Genomic DNA, 26183 nt, shown 5'->3' with positions numbered 1-26183 from the left:
TGAGCATCATCTTGCCGGAAACCGGTTCCGGCCCGTCCGGATCATGCTCGTAGCACAAGGACCGAAATTGGGACACGAACCACCGATGCTGGTGCTGGGGATCGAGACCACCTGCGATGAAACCGCGGCCGCCGTGGTCGAGCGCCAGGCTGACGGGCAGGCGAAAATCCTCTCCAACGTGGTGCGCTCGCAGACCGACGAGCACGCCCGCTTCGGCGGCGTGGTGCCGGAGATCGCGGCGCGCGCCCATGTCGACCTGCTCGACGGCATCGTCGCCTCCGCCATGAAGGAGGCCGGCGTCGGCTACCGACAATTGTCGGCCGTCGCGGCAGCCGCGGGCCCCGGCCTGATCGGCGGCGTGATCGTCGGTCTCACCACCGCGAAGGCGATCGCGATGGTGCACGATACGCCGCTGATCGCGGTGAACCATCTCGAGGCGCACGCGCTGACGCCGCGGCTGACCTGCGCGCTGGCGTTTCCCTATTGCCTGTTCCTGGCCTCGGGCGGACACACCCAGATCGTCGCCGTGGTCGGCGTCGGTGAATATGTGCGGCTCGGCACCACGGTCGACGACGCGATGGGCGAGGCGTTCGACAAGGTGGCGAAGATGCTGTCGCTGCCCTATCCCGGCGGACCGGAGGTCGAGCGCGCGGCCGCCGGCGGCGACCCGACGCGGTTTGACTTTCCACGCCCGATGCTCGGCCGGCCCGATGCGAATTTCTCGCTCTCGGGACTGAAGACCGCGGTGCGCAGTGCAGCCAGCCGGCTGGAGCCGCTCGAGCCGCAGGACGTCAGCGATCTCTGCGCGAGCTTCCAGGCTGCGGTGCTGGAATCGACCGCGGACCGCCTGAACGTCGGCCTAAAGCTGTTTCAGGAGCGGTTCGGCACGCCGCGCGCGCTGGTCGCGGCCGGGGGCGTTGCGGCCAACCATGCGATCCGCAGCGCGCTGCAGGAGGTTGCAGCGAAGGCGCAGACCACGCTGATCATCCCGCCGCCGGCGCTCTGCACCGACAATGGCGCGATGATCGCCTGGGCCGGTGCCGAGCGGCTGGCGCTTGGCCTCACCGACACGATGGAGGCGCCGCCGCGCGCGCGCTGGCTGCTCGACGCCAACGCCAAGGCGCCGGCCGGCTACGCCAACAGCCGCGCCGGATATTGAACAATGTACGACGGAGTGCGCATCAGGCACCGTCGCACCTCGCCCCGCTTGCGGGGAGAGGTCGGATTGCGCAGCATTCCGGGTGAGGGGGTACAGGTCTCAACACTCGGCTCGCTCGCGGATAAAGCCCCTCACCCCAACCCTCTCCCCGCAAGAGCGGGGAGATGGAGCGAAGACAGGCCCGCCTGATGCCCGCGCATATGTCAGTCAGCGTGATCGGAGCCGGCGCCTGGGGCACGGCATTGGCCGATGTCGCGGCGCGCGCCGGGCGCAAGGTGACGCTGTTTGCGCGCAATGCCGAGCATGCCGCGCAGATCCAGGCGACGCGGGTCAATCCAAGGCTGGCTGGCGTCCAGCTTCATCCCGGTATCGCCGTGACGTCGGACATCGCCGCCGCAGCGCACGCCGACATCATCCTGGCCGTGACACCGGCGCAGCATTTGCGCGCCGCGGTTGGGCATCTTGCGTCGTATCTCAAACCCGACACGCCTGTCATCGCCTGCGCCAAGGGCATCGAGCACGGCACGCATAAATTCATGACCGAGGTGATCGCGGAAGCCGCGCCGCGCGCCGTGCCCGCGATCCTGTCGGGGCCGAGCTTCGCCGACGACGTCGCGCGCGGACTGCCGACCGCCGTCACGCTGGCCACCAGGGACGAAGCGCTCGCACGCGCGCTGGTACAGGCGCTCGGCTCGGCGACCTTCCGGCCCTATCACAGCACCGACGTGCGCGGCGTCGAGATCGGCGGCGCGGCCAAGAACGTGCTGGCGATCGCCGCCGGCATCGTGGTCGGCAAGAATCTCGGCGCCTCCGCGCTCGCCGCGCTGACCACGCGCGGCTTCAGCGAGCTCGCAAGATTGGGCCGCGCCTGCGGCGCCCGCACCGAAACCCTCTCGGGCCTGTCGGGATTGGGTGATCTCCTGCTCAGCTGCTCGACCGCGCAATCGCGCAATTTCGCACTCGGCCTCGCGCTCGGACGCGGCGAAGCCGCACCGGTCGGGAAGCTCGCCGAAGGCGCGTTCACCGCGCCGGTGCTGTGCGAGCTCGCCGCTGCGCAGAAGGTCGACATGCCGGTGTCAAACGCGGTCGCCGCGATCCTGGGCGACCGGCTGACCGTTGACGCCGCAATCGAAGGCCTGCTGACGCGGCCGTTCAAGGCGGAGTAACGCACGTCACGGTCGCGCGTGGCGGAGCTTCACGATACGTGCGCGCCGTACTAGCGTGGCGGCGAACCGTCGGATCCCGGTCCAACAAATCGAAAAGCGGATCCCAAGGGAAAACCCATGCGTCAACCGCATCGCGCCATCCTTTCGATCAGCCTCGCCGTCGCCCTCACCGCCTCATCCGCCATAGCCCACGCCCAAACGGCCGCCACCTACGACGACCTTGCCAAGAGCGAGGCCGCCGCCAATGCCGACAACGGCAAGCGGGTTGCGCCGCTCAAATCGATCGGCAATCCAACAGCCGACGTGTCTTCCGAGATGCAGGCAATGATCGGCGCGCCCTATCCGCCGCATTTCAACGCCGATCCCAAAACCCCGGCGCAATGGAAGGAGTTGATCGATCGCCGCGCCAAGCTTCTGATCGCGGGCATTCCGGCGCTGAAGGCGAAGCTCGGCGTCAAGGTCGAGGAGACCAAACTCGCCGGCGTGCACTGCTACATCGTGACCCCGAACAAGATCGCGCTCGAGAACAGGCGGCGCCTGCTGATCCACGTCCACGGCGGCGGCTATGTGTTCGGCCCCGGCGAAGCCGCGCTGCCGGAAGCCATCATGATGGCCGGCTTCGGCGGCTTCAAGGTCATCTCGATCGACTACCGGATGCCGCCGGACTTCCCTTATCCCGCGGCGTTGGACGATGCGATGGCGGTCTGGAAGGAAGTTCTGAAAGCGCACGAGCACCGCCGGCTTGCGATCTTCGGCACGTCGACCGGCGGGGCGATGACGCTTGCGATGGTGTTGCGGGCGAAGGATGAGAAGCTGCCGCTGCCCGCAGCCATCGCACCGGGCACGCCATGGTCCGATATCGACAAGATCGGCGACAGCTACGCGAGCAATGAATGGGTCGACAATGTGCTGGTGACCTGGGACGGCTGGCTCGGCCGCGCGGCCAAGCTTTATGCAAACGGCACCAGCCTGAAGAACCCCTACATTTCGCCGATCTATGGTGACTTCAAGGGCTTCCCGCCGACCATCCTGACATCGGGCACGCGCGATCTGTTCCTCAGCAACACGGTTCGCACGCATCGCAAATTGCGCCGCGCCGGCGTGATCGCCGATCTCAATGTCTATGAGGGTCAGTCGCACGCCCAATACCAGTTCAACGTCGACGCGCCCGAGACGAAGGAGGCGTTCACCGATATCGCCAAGTTCTTCGATCGATATTTGAAACAGTAGGTGCCGCGCTGCGCTTCTCCATTTGATGCGTTTTCTTCACGCGAACCGGCACCCACTTCGCTTGAAAACGCTCTGGATCGGATGCCCGCGCTTGTCGCGGGCATCCACGTCGCTGTAGATTGCGGCGCAATCGAATGGGGTGAGTTGCGATGAATTACTGGCTGGTGAAATCCGAACCGTCGGTCTGGTCCTGGGACCATCAGGTCGCCAAGGGCGCGAAGGGCGAGGCCTGGACCGGTGTGCGCAACTTCACGGCACGGCAGAATCTCGTCAACATGAAGAAGGGCGACAAGGCGTTCTTCTATCATTCCAACGAGGGCAAGGAGATCGTCGGCATCGCCGAGATCATCAAGGAATCCTATCCCGACCCGACCGACAAGACCGGCAAGTTCGTCTGCGTCGACATCAAGGCCGACAAGCCGCTGAAGACGCCGGTGACGATGGCCGCGATCAAGGCGGACAAGAAGCTCGCCGACATGGCTCTGGTCAAATATTCGCGGCTTTCGGTGCAGCCGGTGACCGCGGAGGAGTGGAAGTACGTCTGCAAGATGGGCGGGCTGTAAGCAAACTCTATCGTCGTCCCGGCGAAAGCCGGGACCCATAACCACAGCCTTGCATTGTTGAAGCACGCTGGAGCCCCAGCTCACTCGATCTCGTGCTTTGGTGGTTATGGGTCCCGGCTCGCGCTTCGCTTGGCCGGGACGACATAGAATTTGCGGCCCTTACGCCCCGGCCGCCATCACCACCTGCGCCAGCAATTGCTCGCGCTTGCTTTGGGTGCGGTAGCCTCCCATCGTCGCAGCAAAGCGTTCGAGGATGCCGTCCTCGAACGCGGTGACGATGGTATCGTGGACATAGCTCTTGCGGCAGATCGCCGGCGTGTTGGACAGCTGGTCGGCGGCGGCGCGGATCGCGTCCAGCACCTGGCGCTTGCGGCCGCGCTGGCTGGTGGCCGGCGTGATCCGCGACAGCGATTCCACGACGACCGCCGACGCCATCAGGGTGCGGAAATCCTTCAGCGAGATCTTGATGCCGGCGATCTCGCGCAGGAACGCGTTCACCGCCGTGGTCGAGGCGGCCCGCACCACGCCGGAGCGGTCGTAATACTGAAACATGCGCTTGCCCGGGACGCCGCGCAGGATGCCGATCGCACGCACCAGCTTGGCCGCATCGCATTCCTTGCGCACGGCCTTGCCGCCCTTGGCCTTGAAAGTCAGAACCAGGGAGTCGTCCTCCAGCGTGACGTTGGATTTCAAGAGCGTGGTGGCGCCGCGGGTGCCGTTGAGGCGCGCATAGGATTCGTTGCCGGGCCGGATCGCGGTACGCGCGATCAGCTCGATCACCGCCGACAGCGCGAACTCGCGCGTCGGCTCGTCGCCGGACAGGAACGCCGAGACCTTGCGTCGGATCTTCGGCAGCGCGGCCACCAGCTTGGCCAGGCGATGCGCCTTGCGCTGCTCGCGGACCTTCTCCCAGTCGGCGTGATAACGATATTGCAGCCGGCCCGCGGCATCGCGGCCGACCGCCTGCAGATGCGAACTCGGGTCGCTGGAATAGCGCACCTGGCGATAGGCCGGCGGAACCGCCATCGCGTGCAGCCGGCGGATCGTGCGCGCATCGCGGACGCGCGAGCCGTTGGCGCGGACGAATGAATAGGTCTTGCCGCGCTTGATGCGGCGGATGGTCAATTCGTTCTGGTCGCCTAGCCGCAGGCCCAGATCGCGCGCCAGTTCTTCAACCGTCGTTCTGATGGCAGCGGACGCGTCGAGCTTGAGCGTCGATGGCGATCGCAGCTTTGCGCGTGGCGTCTGCTTCGGCCACTGGCCCAGTGCCTTTGCCAAGGCGACAGCGGGATCGGCGGAAACGGGCCGCACAGCCGCGATATTCTGCTGATCCATCATTATTCTCGCAAGACGCCTTGTTCCGCTGTTCTCCCGGTAATGCCGTTGCTTCGGGCTTCGTTCCGGTGGGCCGTCTGGCCTCGGTTTGGCGATTTAGGGCGTCGGGGCCGACATTGCGAGTCGCGAATCAGTTATTGAAGGTGTCAAATTACCTTTCATGGGTGCCATTCGCCCGCTAACGTTGATTTTGGGCTGCCCGGGATCGGACAAAATGACGCGAGCGCGGTACCGGAAACCGGCGTTTGAACGCCGCTGTCGGACCACCGCGATCCCCAGATCAGGTCAGCGACCTTGCCCTTTCGCACGCCGCTCTCGCCGGGGCGCGGCTCGAGTTCGGCAGCCACGGGCCGGTCCAACCGCTAGCCGCAATCAAGGATTATGCGGTCACGAACGTGTTGACACAGCTCATCGCGGCGGCGTCCGACAATCCGTTCAATTATCCTGAAGCCGTCCATCAAATTCAGCGTCAGCACATCGTCATCGCACGCGGCACTGCTGCGGTGGCGGCGAACGTCGCAGAGAACGACACCACTACGACCAAGAGACCAGTGACCCCGAGCAGGCGATGGCGCATAGGTTTCTCTCGTCGATGCGTTGCGGTAAGCCGTCCTATCACAAGCGGAAGCCGGCGGACTATCCGGCGGCTTCAACGCGACGAAAGTGACAGTCCTTTTTCCTTGCCGGGCCGGAATGCGGCAACGCATAATCGCGGCAATGATCAAGACGGCTTGCCGTCGCGTCGTTCGCGATCGGCAATGAGTGGAGGAAAATGATGTCCGAGAAGATCTATGACGTGTCGGCCGACTGGGCCAAGCGCGCCTATATCGATGACGCCAAATATCGCGAGATGTACGCGCACTCGGTCAAGGACCCGAACGGCTTCTGGGCCGAGCACGGCAAGCGGATCGACTGGATCAAGCCTTTCACCAAGGTCGAGCACGTCTCCTTCGCACCGGGCAACATCTCGATCAAATGGTTCGAGGATGGCGTGCTGAACGTCGCCTGGAACTGCATCGACCGCCATCTCGACAAGCGCGGCGACCAGACCGCGATCATCTGGGAGGGCGACGATCCCTCCGAATCCAAGTACATCACCTACCGCCAGCTGCACGACGAAGTCTGCAAGATGGCCAACATCCTGCGCACGCGGAACGTCAAGAAGGGCGATCGCGTCACGATCTATCTGCCGATGATTCCGGAAGCGGCCTACGCCATGCTGGCCTGCGCGCGGATCGGCGCCATCCATTCGGTGGTGTTCGGCGGTTTCTCGCCGGACAGCCTCGCGCAACGCATCAAGGACTGCGACTCGAAGGTGGTGATTACCGCCGACGAGGGCCTGCGCGGCGGCAGGAAAGTGCCGCTGAAGGCCAATGTCGATGCCGCCATCGCCAAGACCGGCGGCGTCGATTGGGTCGTGGTGGTGAAGCGCACCGGCGGCAAGATCGACATGAACCCGACCCGCGACCTCTGGTATCACGAGGCCGCTGCCATGGTGACGACGGAATGCCCGGCCGAGCATATGCACGCCGAGGACCCGCTGTTCATCCTCTACACCTCGGGCTCGACCGGAACGCCGAAGGGCGTGCTGCACACCTCAGCCGGCTACCTCGTGTTTGCGTCGATGACGCATCAATACGTGTTCGATTATCACGACGGCGACATCTATTGGTGCACCGCCGACGTCGGTTGGGTCACCGGCCACAGCTACATTCTCTACGGGCCGCTCTGTAACGGCGCGACCACGCTGATGTTCGAGGGCGTGCCGAACTATCCGGACAATTCGCGCTTCTGGAACGTGGTCGACAAGCACAAGGTCAACATCTTCTACACCGCACCGACCGCGATCCGCGCGCTGATGCAGGGCGGCGATGAGCCGGTGAAGAAGACCTCGCGCAAATCACTGCGCCTGCTCGGATCGGTCGGCGAGCCGATCAATCCGGAAGCCTGGGAGTGGTACTACCGCGTGGTCGGCGACGACCGCTGCCCCATCGTCGACACCTGGTGGCAGACCGAGACCGGCGGCATCCTGATCACGCCGCTGCCCGGCGCGACCAAGCTGAAGCCCGGTTCGGCGACACGGCCGTTCTTCGGCGTGGTGCCGGAGATCGTCGATGCCGACGGCAAGACGCTCGACGGCGAGACCTCGGGCAATCTCTGCCTGACCAGGTCATGGCCAGGCCAGATGCGCACCGTTTATGGCGACCATGCGCGCTTCGAGCAGACCTATTTCTCGACCTACAAGAACAAGTATTTCACCGGCGACGGCTGCCGTCGCGATGCCGACGGCTATTACTGGATCACCGGCCGCGTCGACGACGTCATCAACGTATCCGGCCACCGCATGGGCACCGCCGAGGTCGAGAGCTCGCTGGTCGCGCATGAGGCGGTGTCGGAAGCCGCCGTCGTCGGCTACCCGCACGACATCAAGGGCCAGGGCATCTACGCCTATGTCACACTGATGAAGGGCACCGAGCCGACGGAAGCGCTGCGCAAGGAGCTGGTCGCCTGGGTCCGCAAGGACATCGGGCCGATCGCCTCGCCGGACCTGATCCAGTTCGCGCCCGGCCTGCCCAAGACCCGCTCCGGCAAGATCATGCGCCGCATCCTGCGCAAGATCGCCGAGGACGAGTCGTCGAGCCTCGGCGACACCTCGACCCTTGCCGATCCGGCCGTGGTCGACGACCTCGTGCAGAACCGTCAGAACAAGAAGGGCGCGCCGGCGTAAGGCCAGCAGCAGCAAGGATCAGAAGACCAAAGAAGGGCCGCGCGCGATCACCGCCGCGGCCCTTCCCGTTTCCTGCAACGGGCGCTTCACGGGATTGTCAGAGGCAAGGCGCGATTGAGGCGCGTTTGTGGCCAAGTGTTGTTTCCAGGTCATTTACTTTAATCCGAACTTTTCATTCTCTCCCGCCATCAGGACGTGTCTCGCGGCCGGTGTGAAACCACCCGGTTAACACACGCGGTTAATGTTGCGTGCGTGAGACCGGCAGGCCCGGTTTTTCAAGGGCTCTGCATCTTCGTTTTTGGCTTCCTCGCGGGAGCTGTTGGGAAGTGGAGAGGTTGATGTCGATGAAGTTTGCGGTGGCGCTGGCTGCCACGGCTGCTGTTACCCTTGGCGCGGTTGTTTTGACGTCGCAGGCGGCCGAAGCCCGGCCGGAAATGGTAGGAATGCACGGTGACACTTATTCGCCCGGCACCATCGTGGTGAAGACCAACGAACGGCGGCTCTACCTCATTCTCGATTCCGGCCATGCGATGCGTTACCCGGTCGGCGTCGGCAAGTCCGGCAAGCAATGGGCCGGCACCACAAAGATCGACGGCAAGTATCGCTACCCGGCCTGGTCGCCACCCGCCGAGGTGAAGCGCGACAGGCCGAGCATCCCGAACGTGATCGCCGGCGGCTCGCCGCATAACCCGATGGGCGTCGCTGCGATGACGCTGGCCGGCGGCGAATACGCGATCCACGGCACCAACGTGCCCGGCTCGGTCGGCGGCTTCGTCTCCTATGGCTGCATCCGCATGCTTAATACCGACATCACCGATCTCTATTCGCGCGTCGAGGTCGGCACGACCGTTGTCGTCACCCGCTGATCAGGCACAGCGTCTCGTCCAAAGAGAAGCCGCGCGGATGCGCGGCTTTTTGTTTGCCCGACCCGGTTTGACGCTGTCGCCTAAAGCATGATCCGGAAAAGTGCGAAGCGGTTTTCCGAAAAGATCATGCTCAAACAAAGAGCTAAGGCGCGATGACGATTCAACCTAATCTCATCGCGCTTTAGCGCGCAAAATATCCGCACCAACCGAACCGGTGTCCGCCATTGTAGGCGCGGGCATGGCCGGCGGCGAGCAGAGCGGCCGAAACATTGTCGGTCTTCCGGGTCGCGACGTCGGCGACGACACGTCCCTGGTATTTGTCGGGACCGACATTGTAGATCGCGACATCGCCCTGGCCCAGCAGGTCGCGCAGCGCCACCGTCGCTGTTTGCGCCATTTGCAGTTCGCGCGCACACGACGCCTTCAACTCCGGCGCATCGATGCCGCGCAGCCGGACTCGCGTGTACAGATCCGGGCCCGGCGAGAAATGCACCCGCGCCTCGAACGTGTCGCCGTCGATCGTCCTGATCACATCAACGTTGTGCCTGATGTCGGGCGCGCCGGTCCGCTGCCAGATGATGTCGGTGTCGCGAGACCTGCCGAGCGACCAGGTCGGCGGCAAATGCACCCATTGGCGGATCGGCAATGTGCTGCCCACGGCGATGCCGAGAACGAACACCCATGGCAGCGCCGCCGAGACGCGCCGGCCCCAAGTCGACCTTCGTGAAGGCGACCTGCGAAAGGGCGGACGTTCCGTCCCACGATAAGCATTTATTCTTTCGTATGGGGACATATTCCCAGACTGGCCTGAGTCGAGCCGTCAGACAAGACTCTCAGAAGTCCGAGGCGATGCCCTTGGTCTCCCAATCGCCGTAACGCGTCGGTTCCGGCCCCTTCGGACCCTGGAACTCCTTCGGCCGCGCCGCCACGTTCTGCGCGGCCGCCTCCTCGGCAGCCTTGCGCCGCGCCGCGGCCTCGGCGAGCGCGCGTTGCGCGGCCGGCGTCAGCGGCTTGCGCGGCGCCGCCTCCGGCGGCGATGACGATGGCGATTTATCAGACATGGCAAAACTTTCTGCCTGGGGATTCCGTATCTCTGTGCTGGCTCAGTGACGACATCACGATCACGAAATCCCGCAAGGCGATTCTTACATTTGGCATATTCGCATGCCAGAGGTGGTATGGAGTTGATGGGCATGAGCCGAATGTAACTCAGCACCTTCGAGATATCTCCGCTTCATGCCTCCTTCAAGATTTGCAGTACCTGCCGAAGTCCCCGGTCTCGCGGCACGCCGCATCGCGGCCGACATCCTCGATGGCGTGCTGCACAAGCACCGCACGCTCGACGACCAGCTCGACGGCGCCGGCGCGCATCCCGGCCTGAAATCGCTCGCCGATCGCGACCGCGCGCTGATGCGCCGGCTGGTGTCGACCATCTTGCGCAAGCTCGGCACGCTCGGCCATCTGCTGTCGCGCCTGCTCGATCGCGGCATCCCGACCGATGCGCCGCGCGCGCAGAGCGCGCTCCTGATCGGCGCGGCACAGATTCTCTGGATGGACGTGCCCGACCATGCCGCGGTCGATCTCTCGGTGCGGCTGGTGCAGTCCGACCGGCGCGCCGCGAAATATGCCGGGCTCGTCAACGCCGTGCTGCGCCGCTGTGCACGCGAAGGCCAGGGCCTGATCGATGAGATCAGCATGCAGACGCTGGACCTGCCGCCATGGATGCTGGCGCGCTGGAACGCGCATTACGGCGAAGCCACCGCGCGCGACATGGCGCTTGCGCTCGGCCACGAGCCGTCGCTCGACCTCACGGTGAAGTCGGACGCGGCGCAATGGGCGACCCGCCTGCACGGCGAGACGCTGCCGACGGGAACCGTGCGCACGCTGCTGCAGGGTTCCGTCACGATGCTGCCCGGCTTTGCCGAAGGCCAGTGGTGGGTGCAGGACGCCGCCGCCGCGCTGCCGGTGCGGCTGTTCGGCGACATCAGGGACAAGGCGGTCGCGGATCTCTGCGCCGCGCCCGGCGGCAAGACCGCCCAGCTCGCGCTGGCCGGCGCGCACGTCACCGCGGTCGATCGCTCGCCAGCGCGCGTGGCGCGGCTGCGCGACAATCTCACGCGTCTGGCCTTGCAGGCCGAGACCGTCGTTGCCGACGCCGCCGAATGGCCCGCCGAGGCCGCAAGCTTCGACGGTATCCTGGTCGATGCGCCCTGCAGCTCGACGGGAACCATCCGCCGCCATCCCGACGTCGCCTGGCTGCGGCAGGAAGGCGACATCGCCGCGCTGTCGGCGCTGCAGAAGCGGCTGTTGCAAAAAGCCGTCAATCTGCTGAAGCCCGGCGGCACGCTGGTCTACTGCACCTGCTCGCTGGAGCCGGAGGAAGGCGAGCACGCGATCACCGCGCTGCTGGCGAGCGAATCAGGCCTGCGCCGTGCGCCGGTCGAGAAGAGCGAGGTCGCCGGCCTCGACGACATCATCACCGCCGACGGCGATCTGCGCACTTTGCCGAGCCATTTGCCCAATGCCGACCCGCGGCTCGGCGGGCTGGATGGATTTTACGCGGCCCGGCTGGTTAAATCCTGATTTTAAACTTCAGTCCTCTAAGCTCGAAGTGATTCGTGCGGTATCAAGAGGGTGTCTGGGCAGGATTCTTGGCAGGTGTCTTGGCCGCGTTTCCGGATTAAATAAGGATTCGTTGAAAATTCCCTCCCCGCAAGGTTAGGCGTGTCGGTCGCTCAAAGCAGACGCATCTCGACGCTGATTGCTGGCCGCTTTGCCCGCAGCATGCTCGCACGCGCCAGCGGGAGCACGGTTGCGCTGTCGCGGCTCTGGCCCGGCCGCACCGACCGGCTGGTCATCGCCCCGCACGATCTGCGGACCGCCGACGCCACCCGCGCGGCCGAGATCTATGCCGGACGATTCGTCTTCGCCGGCAAGATCGTCACCTGCCACGGCCGCTCGATCTTCGATCTCGAACCGCCGTCGGAGGATTGGGAAGCCGCCCTGCTCGGCTTCGGCTGGCTGCGCCACCTGCGCGCCGCCGACACCGCGCTGACCCGCGCCAACGCCCGCTCGCTGGTCGACGACTGGATTTCCAACCAGGCCCGCAAGCGGCCGCTGGAGCGCCGCGCCGATGTGCGCGCGCGGCGGGTGATCTCGCTGCTGTCGCAGGCACCACTGGTGCTCGGCGACACCGACGGAAAATTCTACCGCAAATATCTGCGCGGGCTGGCGCGCGAGATCCGCTATCTGCGCCACGCGACGCTCGACAATGACGGCGTTCCGCGCCTGCAGGTCTTGATCGCGCTGTGCTACGCCTCGCTCTGTCTCGCCAACCAGGCGCGCAACATCAAATCGGCGACGCGCAGGCTGTCCGACGAATTGCAGCGCCAGATCCTGCCCGATGGCGGCCACATCTCGCGCAATCCCGGCGCGCTGGTCGAGCTGCTCAGCGATCTCTTGCCGCTGCGGCAAACTTTTGCCGCGCGCAACATCGCGCCGCCGCCGGCGCTGCTCAACGCCATCGACCGCATGATGCCGATGCTGCGCTTCTTCCGTCACGGCGACGGCAGCTTCGCGCTGTTCAACGGCATGAGCACCGCGCCGTCCGATCTCGTCGCGACGCTGCTCGCCTATGACGACACCCGCGGCGTGCCGATGGCGAGCATGCCGCACACCGGCTTTCAGCGGCTCGATGCCGGCAACACCGCCTTGATCATCGATACCGGCCCGCCGCCGCCGGCAAGCGTCAGCCAGGACGCGCATGCCGGCTGCCTGTCGTTCGAGCTCTCCTCCGGAGTGAGCCGCATCGTCGTCAATTGCGGCATGCCGAGCACCGGCCGCGACAATTGGCGGCCGTTCGCGCGCTCCACCGCGGCGCATTCGACGCTGACCTATCGCGATACGTCGTCATGCCAGTTCGTCGAGCTGTCGGCGATGAAGCGGCTGCTCCGCGGCGCGCCCATCACCAGCGGCCCGAGCAATGTCGAGAGCTACCGCGAAGCCGTTCCCGACGGCGATGTGCTGACAGCCTCGCATGACGGCTATCTGTCGCGCTTCGGCGTGATCCACCGCCGCGTGCTGATGGTCTCGCAGGACGGAACGCGGCTCGAGGGCGAAGATTCGCTGTCGTCGGCGCCGGGCGGCCGCATCAAGGGCAGCGAGGCCGATTTCGCGCTGCGCTTCCATTTGCATCCCTCGGTGAAGGCGAGCCGGCTGTCGGATGCCCGCGGCGTGATGCTGGTGCTGCCCAACCGCGACGTCTGGACCTTCGAGGCGATGGACGACAAGGTCGATCTCGAGGACAGCGTATTCCTGGCCGGCAATGACGGCCCGCGCCGGACCTCCCAGATCGTGATCCGGCAGGACGCGAGGCAGGCCGGCACCATCCGCTGGAGCTTCGTGCGCTCCTCGACCTCGGCCTCCGCCACCAACGCGCGCCGCAACGCCCGCCGCGAGCCGGAACTGCCGCTGTAAATTTGTGGCCAAACCGGCCCTTCACGGTTCCGAACCCTGCCAAACCATGCTACCCGGCTGCCTTAACAGCCAGGGATTTTCCGATATGACCGAGCAGCTTCGCCGCGTGACCCGCGCTCTGTTGTCCGTTTCCGACAAGACCGGACTGATCGATTTCGCCAAGGCGCTGGCCGACCATGGCGTCGAGCTGGTCTCGACTGGCGGCACCGCCAAGGCGATCGCGGCGGCCGGGCTGAAGGTCAAGGACGTCTCCGAGCTCACCGGTTTTCCGGAGATGATGGATGGCCGGGTCAAGACGCTGCATCCGAAGGTGCATGGCGGCCTGCTCGCGATCCGCGACAACAAGGAACATGCGGCAGCAATGGCCTCGCACGGCATCGCGCCGATCGATCTTCTGGTCGTCAACCTCTATCCGTTCGAGGCCACCGTCGACAAAGGCGCCGGCTTCGAGGAGTGCATCGAGAACATCGACATCGGCGGCCCGGCGATGATCCGCGCCGCGGCCAAGAACCATGACGACGTCGCCGTGGTGGTCGAGGCGAACGATTATCAGGCTGTGCTCGACGAGCTCGCCGCGCACAAGGGCGCGACCTCGCTTCAGTTGCGTCGGCGGCTCGCCGCCAAGGCCTATGCGCGCACGGCGGCCTATGACGCCGCGATCTCGAACTGGTTTGCCGTGCAGCTCGACACCAAGGCGCCTGATTTCCGCGCCTTCGGCGGCAAGCTGATCCAGTCGTTGCGCTATGGCGAGAACCCGCACCAGACCGCGGCGTTCTATGCCACGCCGGAGAAGCGGCCGGGCGTCGCGACGGCACGCCAGCTGCAAGGCAAGGAACTGTCCTACAACAACATCAACGACACCGACGCGGCCTATGAATGCGTCGGCGAGTTCGATCCGCAGCGCACCGCGGCCTGCGTGATCGTCAAGCACGCCAATCCGTGCGGCGTTGCCGAGGGCCCGGATCTCGCCACCGCCTATGCGCGCGCGCTGGCCTGCGACTCCACCTCGGCCTATGGCGGCATCATTGCGGTCAATCGCACGCTCGATGCGGACGCGGCGCGCGCCATCATCGGCATCTTCACCGAGGTGATCATCGCGCCCGATGCGACCGAGGAGGCGATCTCGATCATCGCCGGCCGGCGCAATCTGCGCCTGCTGCTCGCCGGCGGCCTGCCGAACGCGCGCGCGGTCGGCCTCACCGCCAAGACCGTCGCCGGCGGCCTGCTGGTGCAGAGCCGCGACAATGCCGTGGTCGAGGACATGAACCTGAAGGTCGCGACCAAGCGCGCACCGACCGACGCCGAGCTGCGCGATCTCAAATTCGCCTTCCGCGTCGCCAAGCACGTGAAGTCGAACACCATCATCTACGCCAAGGATCTCGCCACCGTCGGCATCGGCGCCGGCCAGATGAGCCGGGTCGATTCCGCGCGGATCGCCGCGCGCAAGGCGCTGGATGCGGCGGCCGAGTTGAAGCTCGCCGAGCCCCTGACCAAGGGTTCGGTGGTCGCCTCCGACGCCTTCTTCCCGTTCGCCGACGGCATGTTGGCCTGCATCGAGGCCGGCGCCACCGCGGTGATCCAGCCCGGCGGCTCGATGCGCGACGACGAGGTGATCAAGGCCGCCGACGAGCACGGCATCGCCATGGTATTCACCGGCGTGCGGCACTTCAGGCATTAAACTCTCAGCACGGTCGTCCCGGCGAAAGCCGGGACCCATAACCACCGGCTTTGGTTGGTGAGCAACAACCAGCCCCAGCGCGCCTTTGATAGATCACGCGGTATGGGTCCCGGCCTTCGCCGGGACGACGGCGATGAGTTATCCGCGCACCTTCGCCAATAGCGCCAGTCCTGCCACGAAGAACGCCACCAGCACCGCCATGCCGGCCTTCTGGCTCGCGGTCGCCGCGGTGATCGCGCCGATCAGGAGCGGGCCGATGAACGACGTCACCTTGCCGGTGAGCGCGAACAAGCCAAAATACTGCGCGATGCGGTCCTTCGGTGCGAGGCGGATCAGGAGCGAGCGCGAGGCGGCCTGCAGCGGCGCGCCGGTGGCGCCGATCAGGCAGCCCAGCACGATGTAGGCGCGCTCGGCGGCGCCCGCGAACAACGCATCGCCAGGCACCGGCGGCGCGACCGGTATGAACAGGATGGAATCCTTGTTCACGGTGAGGATCACGACGATCGCAAACAGCAGAATCAACAGGCTGGCCGTGATCACGCGCTTCGGTCCGAATGCATCATCGAGCTTGCCGCCGATCCAGCCGCCGAACGTGCCGGCCACTGCGAGGATGATGCCGAAGGTGCCGATCCGGATCGTGTCCCAGCCGAACGTGCCGGCGGCATAGATGCCGCCGAACGCAAACAGCGAGACCAGCCCGTCGGTGTAGATCATGTTCGCGAGCAGGAACCGCGCCAGCGACTTCTGCTTCGGCAGGCTCGACAACGATTCCCTGAGCTCGCGCAGGCCTTCGCGGAGCGCCGCGCGCATTGGGCGCTTCGCCGGATAGTCCGGCGTGAACAGGAACATCGGCGTCACGAAGATGATGAACCACAGCCCGGTCAGCGGCCCGGTGATGCGGTCGCCTTCATGCATGGCGGGATCGAGACCGAACAGCGGCGTGAAGCCGAACAACGTCTTGCCGGTCTCGGCATTGGCGGCGAGGAAGCCGAGCACCAGCACGAGACTGAGGATGCCGCCGACATAGCCGGTGGCCCAGCCGGTGCCCGAGAGCCGCCCGATCCGGTCGGGCGGCACCAGGGTCGGCATCATCGCATTGTTGAACACGGTCGCGAACTCGACGCCGACGCTTGCGATCGCATAGGCGAGCAGCAGCGCCGGGATGATGTCGGGATTGCCGGGCTTACCGATCCACATTGCGCTGGCGCCGATCACGAGCAGCGCACCGAAGCCCGCGATCCACGGCTTGCGCCGGCCGCTGGCATCGGCGATTGCACCTAACACCGGCGACAGCAGCGCGATCGCAAGTCCGGCGGCTGCGGTGGCAAAGCCCCACAGCGCCTGGCCGCTCGCGGCATCTGATGCAACGAAGCTCGCGAAATAAGGCGCGAACACGAAGGTCGTGATCAGCGTGAAATAAGGCTGCGCAGCCCAGTCGAAGAAGATCCAGCTGATGACGGCGGCGCGGCCAGGATAGACCTTGGTGGTGGCCTTCGCGTCACCGGCGCCCGTCTGCATTGTTGCCGTCATCGCGAAAGATATTCCCCAACTCGAACCACAGGCAGGCTTTTGCCGCTCCAATCCGCTCCCATATAGCATGGGCCGGTTGGACTGATACGGCGATGAACAGGGCAGGACATTTCGATGGCGCTGACGGCAACGATGTCGCGACGGCTGTTTGCCGCTCTCCTGGTGATTGGTATCGCGACGCCTGCCCTCGGCCAGGTCCAGCGCCGCTTCTATGAACCTTCAGCCGCAGACACGATTCGCAGCATTCGCGCCGAAAACGGCATGGTGGTGGCGCAGGAGAAGCTGGCTGCGCAAGTTGGCGCCGACATCCTGCGACAGGGCGGCAATGCGGTCGACGCCGCTGTCGCCACCGGCTTTGCGATGGCGGTGACCTATCCGCGCGCCGGCAATATCGGCGGCGGCGGTTTCATGGTGATCCATCTCGCCGCCCGCAATGAGGATGTCGCGATCGACTATCGCGAGACCGCACCGCAGGCCGCCAGCCGCGACATGTTCCTGAACGCCGACGGCAAGCCCGATCCCGACAAGTCGCGTAACTCCGCGCTCGCGATCGGCGTGCCCGGCACGGTCGCGGGCCTTTCGCTGGCGCTGGAGAAATACGGCTCCGGCAAGTTTACGCTGGCGCAGATCCTCAAGCCGGCGATCGATCTCGCGCGCGACGGCTTCATCGTCACCGACGACACATCGGACACGCTGAACGACATGTATCGCCGCATGTCGCGCTGGCCGAATTCGGCCAGGACGTTCTCGCACGCCGACGGCACGCCGCTGCGCGAGGGCGACCGCCTGATCCAGGGCGATCTCGCAGGCGTACTGACCGCGATAGCCGAACAAGGCCCGCGCGGCTTCTATCAAGGTGCCGTCGCCGAGAAGCTCGTCAGCGGCATCAAGAACGCCGGCGGCATCTTCACGCTCGAGGATCTGAAATCCTACCAGCCGGTGATCCGCACGCCGATCCGCGGCAGCTATCGCGGTTACGACATCGTCTCGATGCCGCAGCCGTCCTCCGGCGGCGTCGTGCTGCTGGAGATCCTCAACATCCTCGAAGGCTTTTCGATGTCCGACATGAAGCAGGGCTCGGCCGCCTCGCTGCATGTGATGATCGAGGCGATGAAGCGGGCTTATGCCGATCGCGCGCGCTATCTCGGCGATCCCGCCTTCGTCGACGCGCCGACGCAATTGCTGATCGACAAGGACTATGCCGCCAAACAGCGCGCGACCATCGATCCTGCCCGCGCCACGCCCTGGACCGATGTGCGCAACGCCAAGCAACCGCACGAGGGCGACAACACCACGCATTATTCGGTCGTCGATGCCGGCGGCAACGCCGTCAGCAACACCTACACGCTGAACTTTCCCTACGGCGTCGGCCTCGTCGCCGACGGCACCGGCGTGCTGCTCAACAACGAGCTCGACGATTTCACCGCTGCGCCCGGCGCCTCCAACGCTTTCGGCCTGGTCGGCTTCGAGGCCAATTTGCCGGGACCCGGCAAGCGACCGCTGTCGTCGATGTCGCCGACCATCGTGCTGAAGGACGGCAGGCCGGTGCTGGTGACGGGCTCGCCCGGCGGCAGCCGCATCATCTCCGCCGTGACGCAGATCATCGTCGACGTGATCGACTACAGGATGGACATCTCGGCCGCGGTCGCCGCGCCCCGCATGCACCATCAATGGCTGCCCGACGAGGTCCGGATCGAGCGCGGTTTTCCCGACGCGGTGCTGGGCGATCTGCGCGCCAAGGGCCACAGACTGGTCGAGCCGCTCGGCTACTCCTCCGCGAACTCGATCCTCGTCACGACCAACGGTCTGCTCGGCGCGCCGGATCCCCGCACGCGCGGCTCGGAGGCCGCGGGATACTAAAGGATGATCCGCGCCTAAGGCGTGCAAACGCGGCTTTGCCCAACCTGCAACATCGCGATAGATTGGCGGTCCGCGCACCTCCGGCCGCGGATCGCAAAGAGCCGGTGAAAGATTTCTCCGGGGAACGCGCATGAGCACAGCCGAATCCAAATCGATGGAAGTTGCAGAGATCGAGGACACCAGCCTCCTCGCCTTCTATCGCGACATGAACCTGCAGGAGCGGCGCACGTTCTGGGCCTGCGCGTCGGGCTGGACGCTCGACGGCATGGATTTCATGATCTATCCGCTGGTGATCGGCACCATCATCACGCTCTGGAAGGTCGACGCCGGCACCGCCGGGCTCGCGGGTACCGTGACGCTGCTGGCCTCGGCCGTGGGCGGCTGGCTCGGCGGCTATCTGTCCGACCGGATCGGACGCGTGAAGACGCTGCAGCTCACCATCATCTGGTTCTCGTTCTTCTCGCTGGTCTGCGCCGTGGTGCAGAATTTCGACCAGCTGCTGGTCGCCCGCGCGTTGCTCGGTCTCGGCTTCGGCGGTGAATGGGCCGCCGGCGCGGTGCTGATCGGCGAAGCGATCCGCCCGCAATACCGGGGACGCGCGGTCGGCTCGGTGCAGTCGGGCTGGGCGATCGGCTGGGGCCTCGCCGTGCTGGCGCAGGCGATCCTGTTCTCGGTGCTGCCGGCGGAGAACGCCTGGCGCTGGATGTTCGCGATCGGCGCGCTGCCGGCGCTGCTGGTGTTCTATCTGCGCCGCTACGTCACCGAGCCGGAAATCTCCGCCGCGACGATGGCGCAGGCGCAGGCCTCCGGCAGCGGCCCCGCCGCGTTGTGGGAGATCTTCCACGGACCGATCCTGAAGACCACGCTGCTGGCGTCGCTGGTCGGCACCGGCATGCAGGGCGGCTATTACGCCATCACCTTCTGGGTGCCGCGCTTCCTCACCACCGAGCGCAAGCTCTCTGTGGTCGGCTCGACCGGCTATCTCGCGACGCTGATCATCGGCTCCTTCATCGGCTATCTGGTCGGCGCCTGGCTCGCCGACCGGATCGGCCGGCGCAATCTGTTCCTGATCTTCTCGATCGGCGCCATCGCGGTGGTGCTGCTCTACACCCAGCTGCCGCTGTCCAACGAGGTGCTGTGGGTGCTGGGCTTCCCGCTCGGCTTCTTTGCCTCGGGCTATTTCTCCGGCATGGGTGCGTTCCTGACCGAACTGTATCCGACCCGGCTGCGCGGCTCCGGCCAGGGCTTCTGCTACAATTTCGGCCGCGGCATCGGCGCGCTGTTCCCGTTCCTGGTCGGCGCGCTGTCGACCACGACCACGCTCGCCAACGCGATCGCGATCTTCGCGGTGGCGGCCTACGGCGTGTTCTTCCTCGCCGCCTACGCGCTGCCGGAAACCCGCGGCCGCGTGCTGCATGCGGATGGGTAGGCGGAGAGATACCCTCACCCCAACCTCGAGAGCGAGCTTCGCTCGCCTCGGGCTCGCACAAGGGGAGAGGGAGCCTGACATGGAGCGTCCCTAACTGGAGGTCCCTGCCATGACGTCGCTCAAAGGCAAGACGCTGTTCATCTCGGGCGCGAGCCGCGGCATCGGGCTGGCGATCGCGCTGCGCGCCGCACGTGACGGCGCCAATGTCGCGATCGCGGCTAAGACCGCCGAGCCGCATCCGAAGCTGAAGGGCACGATCTACACCGCCGCCGACGAGGTCCGCGCCGCCGGCGGCAAGGCACTGCCGGTGCTCTGCGACATCAGGGACGAGGCCCAGGTGCTGGCGGCGATCGAGCAGACCGTCGCCGAGTTCGGCGGCATCGACGTCTGCGTCAACAATGCCAGCGCCATCAGCCTGACCAATTCGCAGGCGACCGACATGAAGCGGTTCGACTTGATGATGGGGATTAACACCCGCGGCACCTTCATGGTGTCGAAATACTGCATCCCGCATCTGAAGAAGGCGGAGAACCCGCACATCCTGATGCTGTCGCCGCCGCTCGACATGAAGACGAAATGGTTCGAGCACTCGACCGCCTACACGATGGCGAAGTTCGGCATGAGCATGTGCGTGCTCGGGCTCGCGGGCGAATTGAAATCGGCCGGCATTGCCGTCAACGCGCTGTGGCCGCGCACCACGATCGCGACCGCCGCGGTCGGCAACCTGCTCGGCGGCGATGCGATGATACGCGCGAGCCGCACGCCCGAGATCATGGGCGATGCGGCCTACGCGATCATCACCCGGCCGTCGCGCGAATTCACCGGGCATTTCTGCATCGACGACAAGGTGCTCTATGCCAATGGCGTGCGCGACTTCGAGCGCTACCGCGTCGATCCCTCGGTGCCGCTGATGTCGGACTTTTTTGTGCCCGACGACGACGTGCCGCCGCCCGGCGTCACCGTGCAGCCGCTGCCGTCACACTAGGCTACACCGCGAACGCATCCAGCGCCGCGCGCCAATGCTGCACGCGCTCCTTCAGCAGCGTGTCGCGCACATAGGCGAGCTCCTCGTCCTCGATCCGCTCCAGCGTTTCGAGTGAGAGATGATCCGCGCCGTGGGCCGTCCAGGCGCGCTGCAGCTCCGCGTTACGATGGCTGCCCATCCGCAGCGTGAACCAGATGCGGTTCTCGATCTTGTCGAGATCGAGCGCCTGCCCGACCCAGACCTCGCCGGTCGCGCGGCAGCGGATCGCGAACACGCCGGCGACAGCAGCGCGCTTCTTGTAGTCGGCGATGGCGAGCTTGCGGTCCTCGGTCTTCATGGCGGCTCCAGTGGTCTAGGCACGCCATTTATACCCGGGCATTATTGACAAGGCGATATTACCCGGATAAAAAAGACGGCATCGAAGCCCGAGCCGCTGTTATGACCGCGAAACTATCGGCCGACCTGGTACGGCCCGCCCTTCTCCAGCGCCCGCGCATAGGCCGGGCGGGCGTGGATGCGCTCGAGGAACGCGACACAGTTGGGATGGCCGTCCTCGAGCCCGCCGCGCGCCGCGGCAGCCTCGAGCGGAAAGCTCATCTGGATGTCGGCACCGGAAAATTCGTTGCCGGCGAACCATTCGCTCTTGCCGAGCTCGCCTTCCCAATAGGCCATGTGCTGCTTGAGCTGCGGATTGACCAGCGTGGACAGCGCCGTGTTGGACACCTTGCGCACCAAGGGCCGCAGCAGCGCCGGGGCGCGCTTCGGCATCAGCGTGAACAGGAGCTTCAGCAGCAGCGGCGTCATCGCCGAACCCTCGGCGTAGTGCAGCCAATAGGTATAGCGCAGCCGCTCCGGGGTATCGGCCTGCGGGATCAGGCGCCCGTTGCCGTAGGTCGCGATGATGTATTCGAGGATCGCGCCGGATTCCGCGATCGTGTGGCCGTTGTCGGTGACGACGGGCGACTTGCCGAGCGGATGGATCGCGCGCAGCTCCTTCGGCGCCCGCATATCGGGCTGCCGCTGGTAGCGCACGATCTCGTAGGGCACCCCCAATTCCTCGAGCAGCCACAGCACGCGCTGCGAGCGGGAATTGTTGAGGTGATGAACCGTCAGCATGGGCATCCTCTGAAAGATCAGCGCAATCGGGCGGCGTTTGGTGCCAGCGGGAAACCAGAAAGTCGAGATCCACGCGCCGCGATTGCCAAGAATTATCCGGGCAGTATGTCGCGCAATCTGAGAGGTCTACCATGAATCCTGCCTATGTCGCCTTCGAAGGCGAGCACCGCATCGGCGCCGGCGACCTCCCGGAGGTTGCGCGCGCCGCCAAGCAACACCTCGACCATAGCAAGGACGCCGCGATCCTGGTGTTCAACGGCCGCACCTCGGCGCTGGTCGATATCGATTTCCGCGGCTCGGTCGACGACGTGCTGGCGCGGCTGCCGCAGCCCGCGCCTGCGCGCGACGAGGAGCCGGCGGCGCCAACCGCGCCGCGCGGGCCCGGTCGACCGAAGCTCGGCGTCGTGGCGCGCGAGATCACGCTGCTGCCGCGACACTGGGACTGGCTCGCGCAGCAGAAGGGCGGCGCATCGGTCGCGATCCGCAAGCTGATCGACGAGGCGCGGCGCTCCAGCGGCGACAAGGACCGCACGCGCAGCGCGCAGGAAGCCACCTATCGCTTCATGACGACCATGGCCGGCAACCGGCCGAACTATGAAGATGCGATCCGCGCGCTGTTCGCCCACGACCGGCGCCGCTTTGCGACGCTGATCGCGGACTGGCCCGCCGATATCCGCGATCACGCGATCCGGCTCGCCCATAGCGATCAAGCGGACTAGCGCGTTTTGAATAATGTGGACGAGTAACCTCAAACGGGATGTCGTCCCTGCGAAGCAGGGACCCATAACCACCGAAGAGCATTGCAGCGCGTCGAACTGGCCGCGTGCCCATAGCAAAGGCCGCGGAGTATGGGTCCCTGCTTCGCAGGGACGACAGCGGTATTTGCTGGCTGATCTACTCACCGAGCTCCACAAGCTCGGTATCATTCCTGGAATTTGAACGTGTCCAAGCCTGCCTCCTTACGAAAAGCCTTCCTCGCCTTCCTCGCGCCGATGCTGCTCAGCAACGTGCTGCAGTCGCTGTTCGGCACCATCAACGGCGTCTATCTCGGCCAGATGATCGGCGTCGACGCGCTCGCGGCGGTCTCGGTGTTCTTTCCGGTGATGTTCTTCTTCATTTCCTTCGTGATCGGTCTCAGCGCCGGCGCCTCGGTCATGATCGGCCAGGCCTGGGGAGCCGGCAAGCCCGACCGGGTGAAGGCGGTCGCCGGCACCACCATGACCGTGACGCTGCTGCTCGCGCTGGCGATCGCGGTCCTCGGCGGCCTGTTCGCCCGCCCGCTCTTGATCGCGCTCGCGACGCCATCTGACGTCCTCGACGCCGCGGTGGCTTATGCGCGGATCATGATGATCACGATGCCCATCACCTTCGCTTTCCTGCTGCTGACCGCGATGATGCGCGGCGTCGGCGACACCGTGACGCCGCTGGTTGCGCTGACGGTCTCGACCGCCATCGGCCTGGTGGTGACGCCGGCGCTGATCCGCGGCTGGCTCGGCCTGCCGATGCTCGGCGTCGCCAGCGCTGCCATCGCCTCCGCGGTCTCGGGCGTGGTCACGCTGCTCTGGCTGCATGTCCATATGCTGCGGCACCGCCATGCACTGGCCTTCGACGCCGCGTTCCTGCGCGCGATGCGGCCGAACGGCGCGCTGCTGCGCATCGTGCTGCGGCTCGGCATTCCGACCGCGATCGGCATGGTGGTGGTCTCGCTTGCCGAGCTGGTGCTGCTCGGCCTCGTCAACGGCTTCGGCTCGGACGCCACCGCGGCCTATGGCGCGGTCAACCAGGTGATCGGCTATGTGCAGTTTCCGGCGATCTCGATCGCGATATCGGTGTCGATCTTCGGCGCTCAGGCGATCGGCCGCGGCGATTCCGCCCGGGTCGGCGCCATCGTCCGGACCGGGATCGAGTTGAACTTGGTATTGACCGGCGGGCTGGTCGTGCTCGGCTATCTCTTCGCGCGGCCGCTGATGGGATTCTTCATCGTCGACAGTGCCGTGCTCGGGCTGGCGCAGCAGCTCTTGTACATCGTGCTGTGGAGCATGGTGCTGTTCGGCATGGCGACGGTGTTTTCGGGCGCGATGCGCGCCGGCGGCACGGTGTGGATGCCGCTGTTGCTCTCGACCCTGGCGATCGCGGTGGTCGAGGTGCCGGTCGCGCTCCTGCTCAGCCGCGCCATCGGCGTCAGCGGCATCTGGATCGCCTATCCCGTCACCTTTGCAAACATGTTCGTGCTGCAGATGGCCTATTACGCCCTGGTATGGCGCAAGCAGACCATCAAGCGGCTGATTTGACATCGCGCGCCGCGGCTCACATGATGATTATCATATTCTACTGATGGCGCCTGCGACAGCAGGTCCATGCTAGACAAGCCCAAACGAGACGAGCCGAGGGAGAGACCGCCGTGAGCCAAAATCCGCAATTCCTGTTCGATTTCGGCAGCCCGAACGCTTTCCTCAGCCATGAAGCGATCCCGGCGATCGAAAAACGCACCGGCGTCAAGTTCGAATATGTCCCGATCCTGCTCGGCGGCATCTTCAAGGCCACCAACAACAAGTCGCCGGCCGAGACGCTGGCGGGCGTCAAGAACAAGCCGGAGTTTCAGAAGATCGAGACGGAACGCTTTCTCAAGCGCTTCAACGTCAAGCCCTACACCTGGAACCCGTTTTTCCCGGTCAATACGCTGAACCTGATGCGCGCCGCGGTCGCCGCCCAGTTTGAGGGCGTGTTCGAGAAGTATATCGAGGCCGCCTTCCATCACATGTGGGTCGAGCCGAAGAAGATGGACGATCCTGAGGTCGCCGGCACAGCCATCGCCTCCTCCGGCCTTGACGCCGCAAAACTGTTCGCCCGCGCGCAGGACGCGGATGTGAAGGCCAAGCTGATCGAATATACCTCATCCGCCGTCGAGCGCGGCGCGTTCGGCTCGCCGACCTTTTTCGTCGGCAACGAGATCTTCTTCGGCAAGGAGCAGCTGCGCGAAGTCGAGGAAATGGTATCGGGAAAGTGAGATGAGCGAATGCCCAATAGCGAGTAGCGAATAGTCGAGCAGTATCCTTATCTATTCGCTACTCCCTATTCGCTCGCCTCCTCGGGCAACAACAAAGAAGGACAAATTCCCATGCGCGTTCTCGTGGTCGGCGCCGGTGCGATCGGCGGATATTTCGGTGGCCGGATGCTTCAGGCCGGCCGCGACGTCACCTTCCTGGTGCGCCCGCGCCGCGCTTCCGAGCTCGCCTCCGCCGGGCTCGTGATCAAGAGCCCGAACGGCGACGTCACGCTGAACAACCCGCCGACCGTGCAGGCCGACAAGCTGTCGGACAAGTTCGACGTCGTGCTGTTGAGCTGCAAGGCGTTCGACCTCGAAGATGCGATCAAGTCGTTTGCGCCCGCCGTCGGCGACAAGACCGCGATCATCCCGCTGCTCAACGGCATGCTGCATCTCGATGCGCTCGACAAGAGGTTCGGCCCTCAGCATGTGCTCGGCGGTCTGTGCGCGATCGCGGCGACGCTGAACGAGAAACGCGAGGTGGTGCAGTTGCAGCCGATGCAGTCGCTCGGCTTCGGCGAGCGCACCGGCGGCCTGTCGGACCGGGTACGCGCGATCGCTGAAACCTTCTCGGCGATCAACGGCGCCAACGCCAGCGAGCATGTGATGCAGGACATGTGGGAGAAGTGGGTGTTCCTGGCCTCGCTCGCCGCCTCCACCAGCCTGATGCGGACCTCGGTCGGCAACATCCTGGCCGCGCCCGGCGGCAAGGATTTCCTGCTCGGCATCCTCGACGAATGCAGCGCGATCGCCGCCGACGCGGGCCATGGCCCGGGCGGCCCGTTCTTCCAGCGCACCCGCGGGCTCCTGACCACCGAGGGCTCGCCGATGACCGCATCGATGTTCCGCGACATCAAGGCGGGGCTGCCGGTCGAGGCCGATCACGTGATCGGCGACCTGATCGTGCGCGCCGACGCCGCCAAGATCCCGGTGCCGAAGCTGCGCACGGCCTACACGCATCTCAAGGCGTATGAGAAGCAGCGGGCCGGGTGATCTTGCAGCCCGGATGGAGCGGA

The 26183-nt window shown here is 65.5% G+C and carries 22 protein-coding genes; 16 read left to right on the top strand and 6 right to left on the bottom strand.

Annotated elements, in window-relative coordinates; translation table 11 throughout:
• Positions 1-85 precede the first annotated feature (85 nt).
• From tsaD to QA639_RS01395, 4 genes are all read left to right on the top strand, one after another.
• On the top strand, positions 86-1159 hold the full coding sequence (gene tsaD, locus QA639_RS01410; RefSeq protein WP_050383554.1) for a tRNA (adenosine(37)-N6)-threonylcarbamoyltransferase complex transferase subunit TsaD: 1074 nt from the start codon (positions 86-88) through the stop codon (positions 1157-1159).
• A 188-nt stretch (positions 1160-1347) separates the two neighbouring features.
• A complete protein-coding gene (locus tag QA639_RS01405) occupies positions 1348-2325 on the top strand; it encodes an NAD(P)H-dependent glycerol-3-phosphate dehydrogenase (protein WP_028337399.1) in 978 nt (325 codons plus the stop codon).
• A gap of 117 nt (positions 2326-2442) precedes the next feature.
• The gene (locus QA639_RS01400; RefSeq protein ID WP_028337400.1) at positions 2443-3555 is read left to right on the top strand and encodes an alpha/beta hydrolase; all 1113 of its coding nucleotides are present in this window, start codon (positions 2443-2445) and stop codon (positions 3553-3555) included.
• Positions 3556-3704: 149 nt separating this feature from the next.
• A complete protein-coding gene (locus QA639_RS01395) occupies positions 3705-4118 on the top strand; it encodes an EVE domain-containing protein (protein WP_028337401.1) in 414 nt (137 codons plus the stop codon).
• A 159-nt stretch (positions 4119-4277) separates the two neighbouring features.
• On the opposite strand, the gene QA639_RS01390 is transcribed toward QA639_RS01395, so the two are convergent.
• Positions 4278-5456, bottom strand: coding sequence for a DNA topoisomerase IB (locus QA639_RS01390; protein ID WP_028337402.1), 1179 nt, complete (start codon positions 5454-5456; stop codon positions 4278-4280).
• Between the two features lie 772 nt (positions 5457-6228).
• Between QA639_RS01390 and acs the strand changes: the two genes are divergently transcribed.
• Both acs and QA639_RS01380 read left to right on the top strand, forming a co-directional pair.
• Positions 6229-8181, top strand: a complete 1953-nt coding sequence (gene acs / locus QA639_RS01385) for an acetate--CoA ligase (RefSeq protein ID WP_028337403.1) — start codon at positions 6229-6231, stop codon at positions 8179-8181.
• Between the two features lie 338 nt (positions 8182-8519).
• A complete protein-coding gene (locus QA639_RS01380) occupies positions 8520-9047 on the top strand; it encodes a L,D-transpeptidase (RefSeq protein WP_050383551.1) in 528 nt (175 codons plus the stop codon).
• Positions 9048-9228: 181 nt separating this feature from the next.
• On the opposite strand, the gene QA639_RS01375 is transcribed toward QA639_RS01380, so the two are convergent.
• Together QA639_RS01375 and QA639_RS01370 are read right to left on the bottom strand one after the other, a co-directional pair.
• Positions 9229-9726: a thermonuclease family protein gene (locus tag QA639_RS01375; RefSeq protein WP_028338208.1), complete on the bottom strand. Its 498-nt coding sequence runs from the start codon at positions 9724-9726 to the stop codon at positions 9229-9231.
• A gap of 154 nt (positions 9727-9880) precedes the next feature.
• Complete coding sequence (locus QA639_RS01370) at positions 9881-10108, bottom strand: DUF1674 domain-containing protein (RefSeq protein ID WP_028338212.1); 228 nt, start codon at positions 10106-10108, stop codon at positions 9881-9883.
• Positions 10109-10283: 175 nt separating this feature from the next.
• Between QA639_RS01370 and QA639_RS01365 the strand changes: the two genes are divergently transcribed.
• From QA639_RS01365 to purH, 3 genes are all read left to right on the top strand, one after another.
• The gene (locus QA639_RS01365; RefSeq protein ID WP_283089022.1) at positions 10284-11630 is read left to right on the top strand and encodes an RsmB/NOP family class I SAM-dependent RNA methyltransferase; all 1347 of its coding nucleotides are present in this window, start codon (positions 10284-10286) and stop codon (positions 11628-11630) included.
• 141 nt (positions 11631-11771) lie between these two features.
• Positions 11772-13523: a heparinase II/III family protein gene (locus tag QA639_RS01360; RefSeq protein ID WP_283089021.1), complete on the top strand. Its 1752-nt coding sequence runs from the start codon at positions 11772-11774 to the stop codon at positions 13521-13523.
• An 85-nt stretch (positions 13524-13608) separates the two neighbouring features.
• A complete protein-coding gene (gene purH / locus QA639_RS01355; protein ID WP_253605648.1) occupies positions 13609-15201 on the top strand; it encodes a bifunctional phosphoribosylaminoimidazolecarboxamide formyltransferase/IMP cyclohydrolase in 1593 nt (530 codons plus the stop codon).
• 138 nt (positions 15202-15339) lie between these two features.
• Here purH and QA639_RS01350 read toward each other — a convergent pair whose 3' ends face one another.
• Entirely contained in the window at positions 15340-16719 is a 1380-nt protein-coding gene (locus QA639_RS01350; RefSeq protein WP_283090712.1) for an MFS transporter, read from the bottom strand.
• A 126-nt stretch (positions 16720-16845) separates the two neighbouring features.
• Here QA639_RS01350 and ggt point away from each other — a divergent pair, with 126 nt between their 5' ends.
• From ggt to QA639_RS01335, 3 genes are all read left to right on the top strand, one after another.
• On the top strand, positions 16846-18591 hold the full coding sequence (ggt, locus tag QA639_RS01345) for a gamma-glutamyltransferase (protein WP_283089020.1): 1746 nt from the start codon (positions 16846-16848) through the stop codon (positions 18589-18591).
• Positions 18592-18721: 130 nt separating this feature from the next.
• Positions 18722-20020: an MFS transporter gene (locus QA639_RS01340; RefSeq protein ID WP_050383544.1), complete on the top strand. Its 1299-nt coding sequence runs from the start codon at positions 18722-18724 to the stop codon at positions 20018-20020.
• A 109-nt stretch (positions 20021-20129) separates the two neighbouring features.
• The gene (locus QA639_RS01335; protein ID WP_050383543.1) at positions 20130-21005 is read left to right on the top strand and encodes an SDR family oxidoreductase; all 876 of its coding nucleotides are present in this window, start codon (positions 20130-20132) and stop codon (positions 21003-21005) included.
• A gap of 1 nt (position 21006) precedes the next feature.
• On the opposite strand, the gene QA639_RS01330 is transcribed toward QA639_RS01335, so the two are convergent.
• Together QA639_RS01330 and QA639_RS01325 are read right to left on the bottom strand one after the other, a co-directional pair.
• Positions 21007-21342: a GIY-YIG nuclease family protein gene (locus QA639_RS01330; protein WP_050383542.1), complete on the bottom strand. Its 336-nt coding sequence runs from the start codon at positions 21340-21342 to the stop codon at positions 21007-21009.
• Positions 21343-21455: 113 nt separating this feature from the next.
• A complete protein-coding gene (locus QA639_RS01325) occupies positions 21456-22121 on the bottom strand; it encodes a glutathione S-transferase family protein (protein WP_028335855.1) in 666 nt (221 codons plus the stop codon).
• Between the two features lie 131 nt (positions 22122-22252).
• Here QA639_RS01325 and QA639_RS01320 point away from each other — a divergent pair, with 131 nt between their 5' ends.
• The 4 genes from QA639_RS01320 (at position 22253) to panE (ending at position 26160) form a co-directional block, all read left to right on the top strand.
• Complete coding sequence (locus tag QA639_RS01320) at positions 22253-22840, top strand: DUF2239 family protein (protein ID WP_283089019.1); 588 nt, start codon at positions 22253-22255, stop codon at positions 22838-22840.
• Between the two features lie 273 nt (positions 22841-23113).
• Positions 23114-24412, top strand: a complete 1299-nt coding sequence (locus tag QA639_RS01315; RefSeq protein WP_428841205.1) for an MATE family efflux transporter — start codon at positions 23114-23116, stop codon at positions 24410-24412.
• A gap of 110 nt (positions 24413-24522) precedes the next feature.
• On the top strand, positions 24523-25128 hold the full coding sequence (locus QA639_RS01310; protein WP_283089017.1) for a 2-hydroxychromene-2-carboxylate isomerase: 606 nt from the start codon (positions 24523-24525) through the stop codon (positions 25126-25128).
• 111 nt (positions 25129-25239) lie between these two features.
• Positions 25240-26160 carry a 2-dehydropantoate 2-reductase gene (gene panE, locus QA639_RS01305; protein WP_283089016.1) on the top strand — a complete coding sequence of 307 codons (921 nt, stop codon included), beginning with the start codon at positions 25240-25242 and terminating at the stop codon, positions 26158-26160.
• Positions 26161-26183 lie beyond the last annotated feature (23 nt).

This window comes from Bradyrhizobium pachyrhizi, assembly GCF_029714545.1.
GTDB classification, from domain to species: domain Bacteria; phylum Pseudomonadota; class Alphaproteobacteria; order Rhizobiales; family Xanthobacteraceae; genus Bradyrhizobium; species Bradyrhizobium pachyrhizi.
The sequence above is the reverse complement of the archived record's forward strand: the minus strand, read 5'-3'. Positions and strand labels throughout refer to the sequence as shown.

Excerpts from the sequence above, each read along its gene's own strand:
- tsaD (WP_050383554.1), top strand. The coding sequence starts at position 86 with ATGCTGGTGCTGGGGATCGAGACCACCTGCGATGAAACCGCGGCCGCC.
- purH (WP_253605648.1), top strand. The coding sequence starts at position 13,609 with ATGACCGAGCAGCTTCGCCGCGTGACCCGCGCTCTGTTGTCCGTTTCC.
- QA639_RS01325 (WP_028335855.1), bottom strand. The coding sequence starts at position 22,121 with ATGCTGACGGTTCATCACCTCAACAATTCCCGCTCGCAGCGCGTGCTG.
- QA639_RS01340 (WP_050383544.1), top strand. The coding sequence starts at position 18,722 with ATGAGCACAGCCGAATCCAAATCGATGGAAGTTGCAGAGATCGAGGAC.
- QA639_RS01350 (WP_283090712.1), bottom strand. The coding sequence starts at position 16,719 with ATGCAGACGGGCGCCGGTGACGCGAAGGCCACCACCAAGGTCTATCCT.
- QA639_RS01370 (WP_028338212.1), bottom strand. The coding sequence starts at position 10,108 with ATGTCTGATAAATCGCCATCGTCATCGCCGCCGGAGGCGGCGCCGCGC.
- QA639_RS01395 (WP_028337401.1), top strand. The coding sequence starts at position 3,705 with ATGAATTACTGGCTGGTGAAATCCGAACCGTCGGTCTGGTCCTGGGAC.
- QA639_RS01335 (WP_050383543.1), top strand. The coding sequence starts at position 20,130 with ATGACGTCGCTCAAAGGCAAGACGCTGTTCATCTCGGGCGCGAGCCGC.
- QA639_RS01330 (WP_050383542.1), bottom strand. The coding sequence starts at position 21,342 with ATGAAGACCGAGGACCGCAAGCTCGCCATCGCCGACTACAAGAAGCGC.
- acs (WP_028337403.1), top strand. The coding sequence starts at position 6,229 with ATGTCCGAGAAGATCTATGACGTGTCGGCCGACTGGGCCAAGCGCGCC.
- panE (WP_283089016.1), top strand. The coding sequence starts at position 25,240 with ATGCGCGTTCTCGTGGTCGGCGCCGGTGCGATCGGCGGATATTTCGGT.
- QA639_RS01320 (WP_283089019.1), top strand. The coding sequence starts at position 22,253 with ATGAATCCTGCCTATGTCGCCTTCGAAGGCGAGCACCGCATCGGCGCC.
- QA639_RS01365 (WP_283089022.1), top strand. The coding sequence starts at position 10,284 with ATGCCTCCTTCAAGATTTGCAGTACCTGCCGAAGTCCCCGGTCTCGCG.
- QA639_RS01315 (WP_428841205.1), top strand. The coding sequence starts at position 23,114 with ATGCTGCTCAGCAACGTGCTGCAGTCGCTGTTCGGCACCATCAACGGC.
- QA639_RS01390 (WP_028337402.1), bottom strand. The coding sequence starts at position 5,456 with ATGATGGATCAGCAGAATATCGCGGCTGTGCGGCCCGTTTCCGCCGAT.
- QA639_RS01405 (WP_028337399.1), top strand. The coding sequence starts at position 1,348 with ATGCCCGCGCATATGTCAGTCAGCGTGATCGGAGCCGGCGCCTGGGGC.
- QA639_RS01380 (WP_050383551.1), top strand. The coding sequence starts at position 8,520 with ATGTCGATGAAGTTTGCGGTGGCGCTGGCTGCCACGGCTGCTGTTACC.
- QA639_RS01400 (WP_028337400.1), top strand. The coding sequence starts at position 2,443 with ATGCGTCAACCGCATCGCGCCATCCTTTCGATCAGCCTCGCCGTCGCC.
- ggt (WP_283089020.1), top strand. The coding sequence starts at position 16,846 with ATGGCGCTGACGGCAACGATGTCGCGACGGCTGTTTGCCGCTCTCCTG.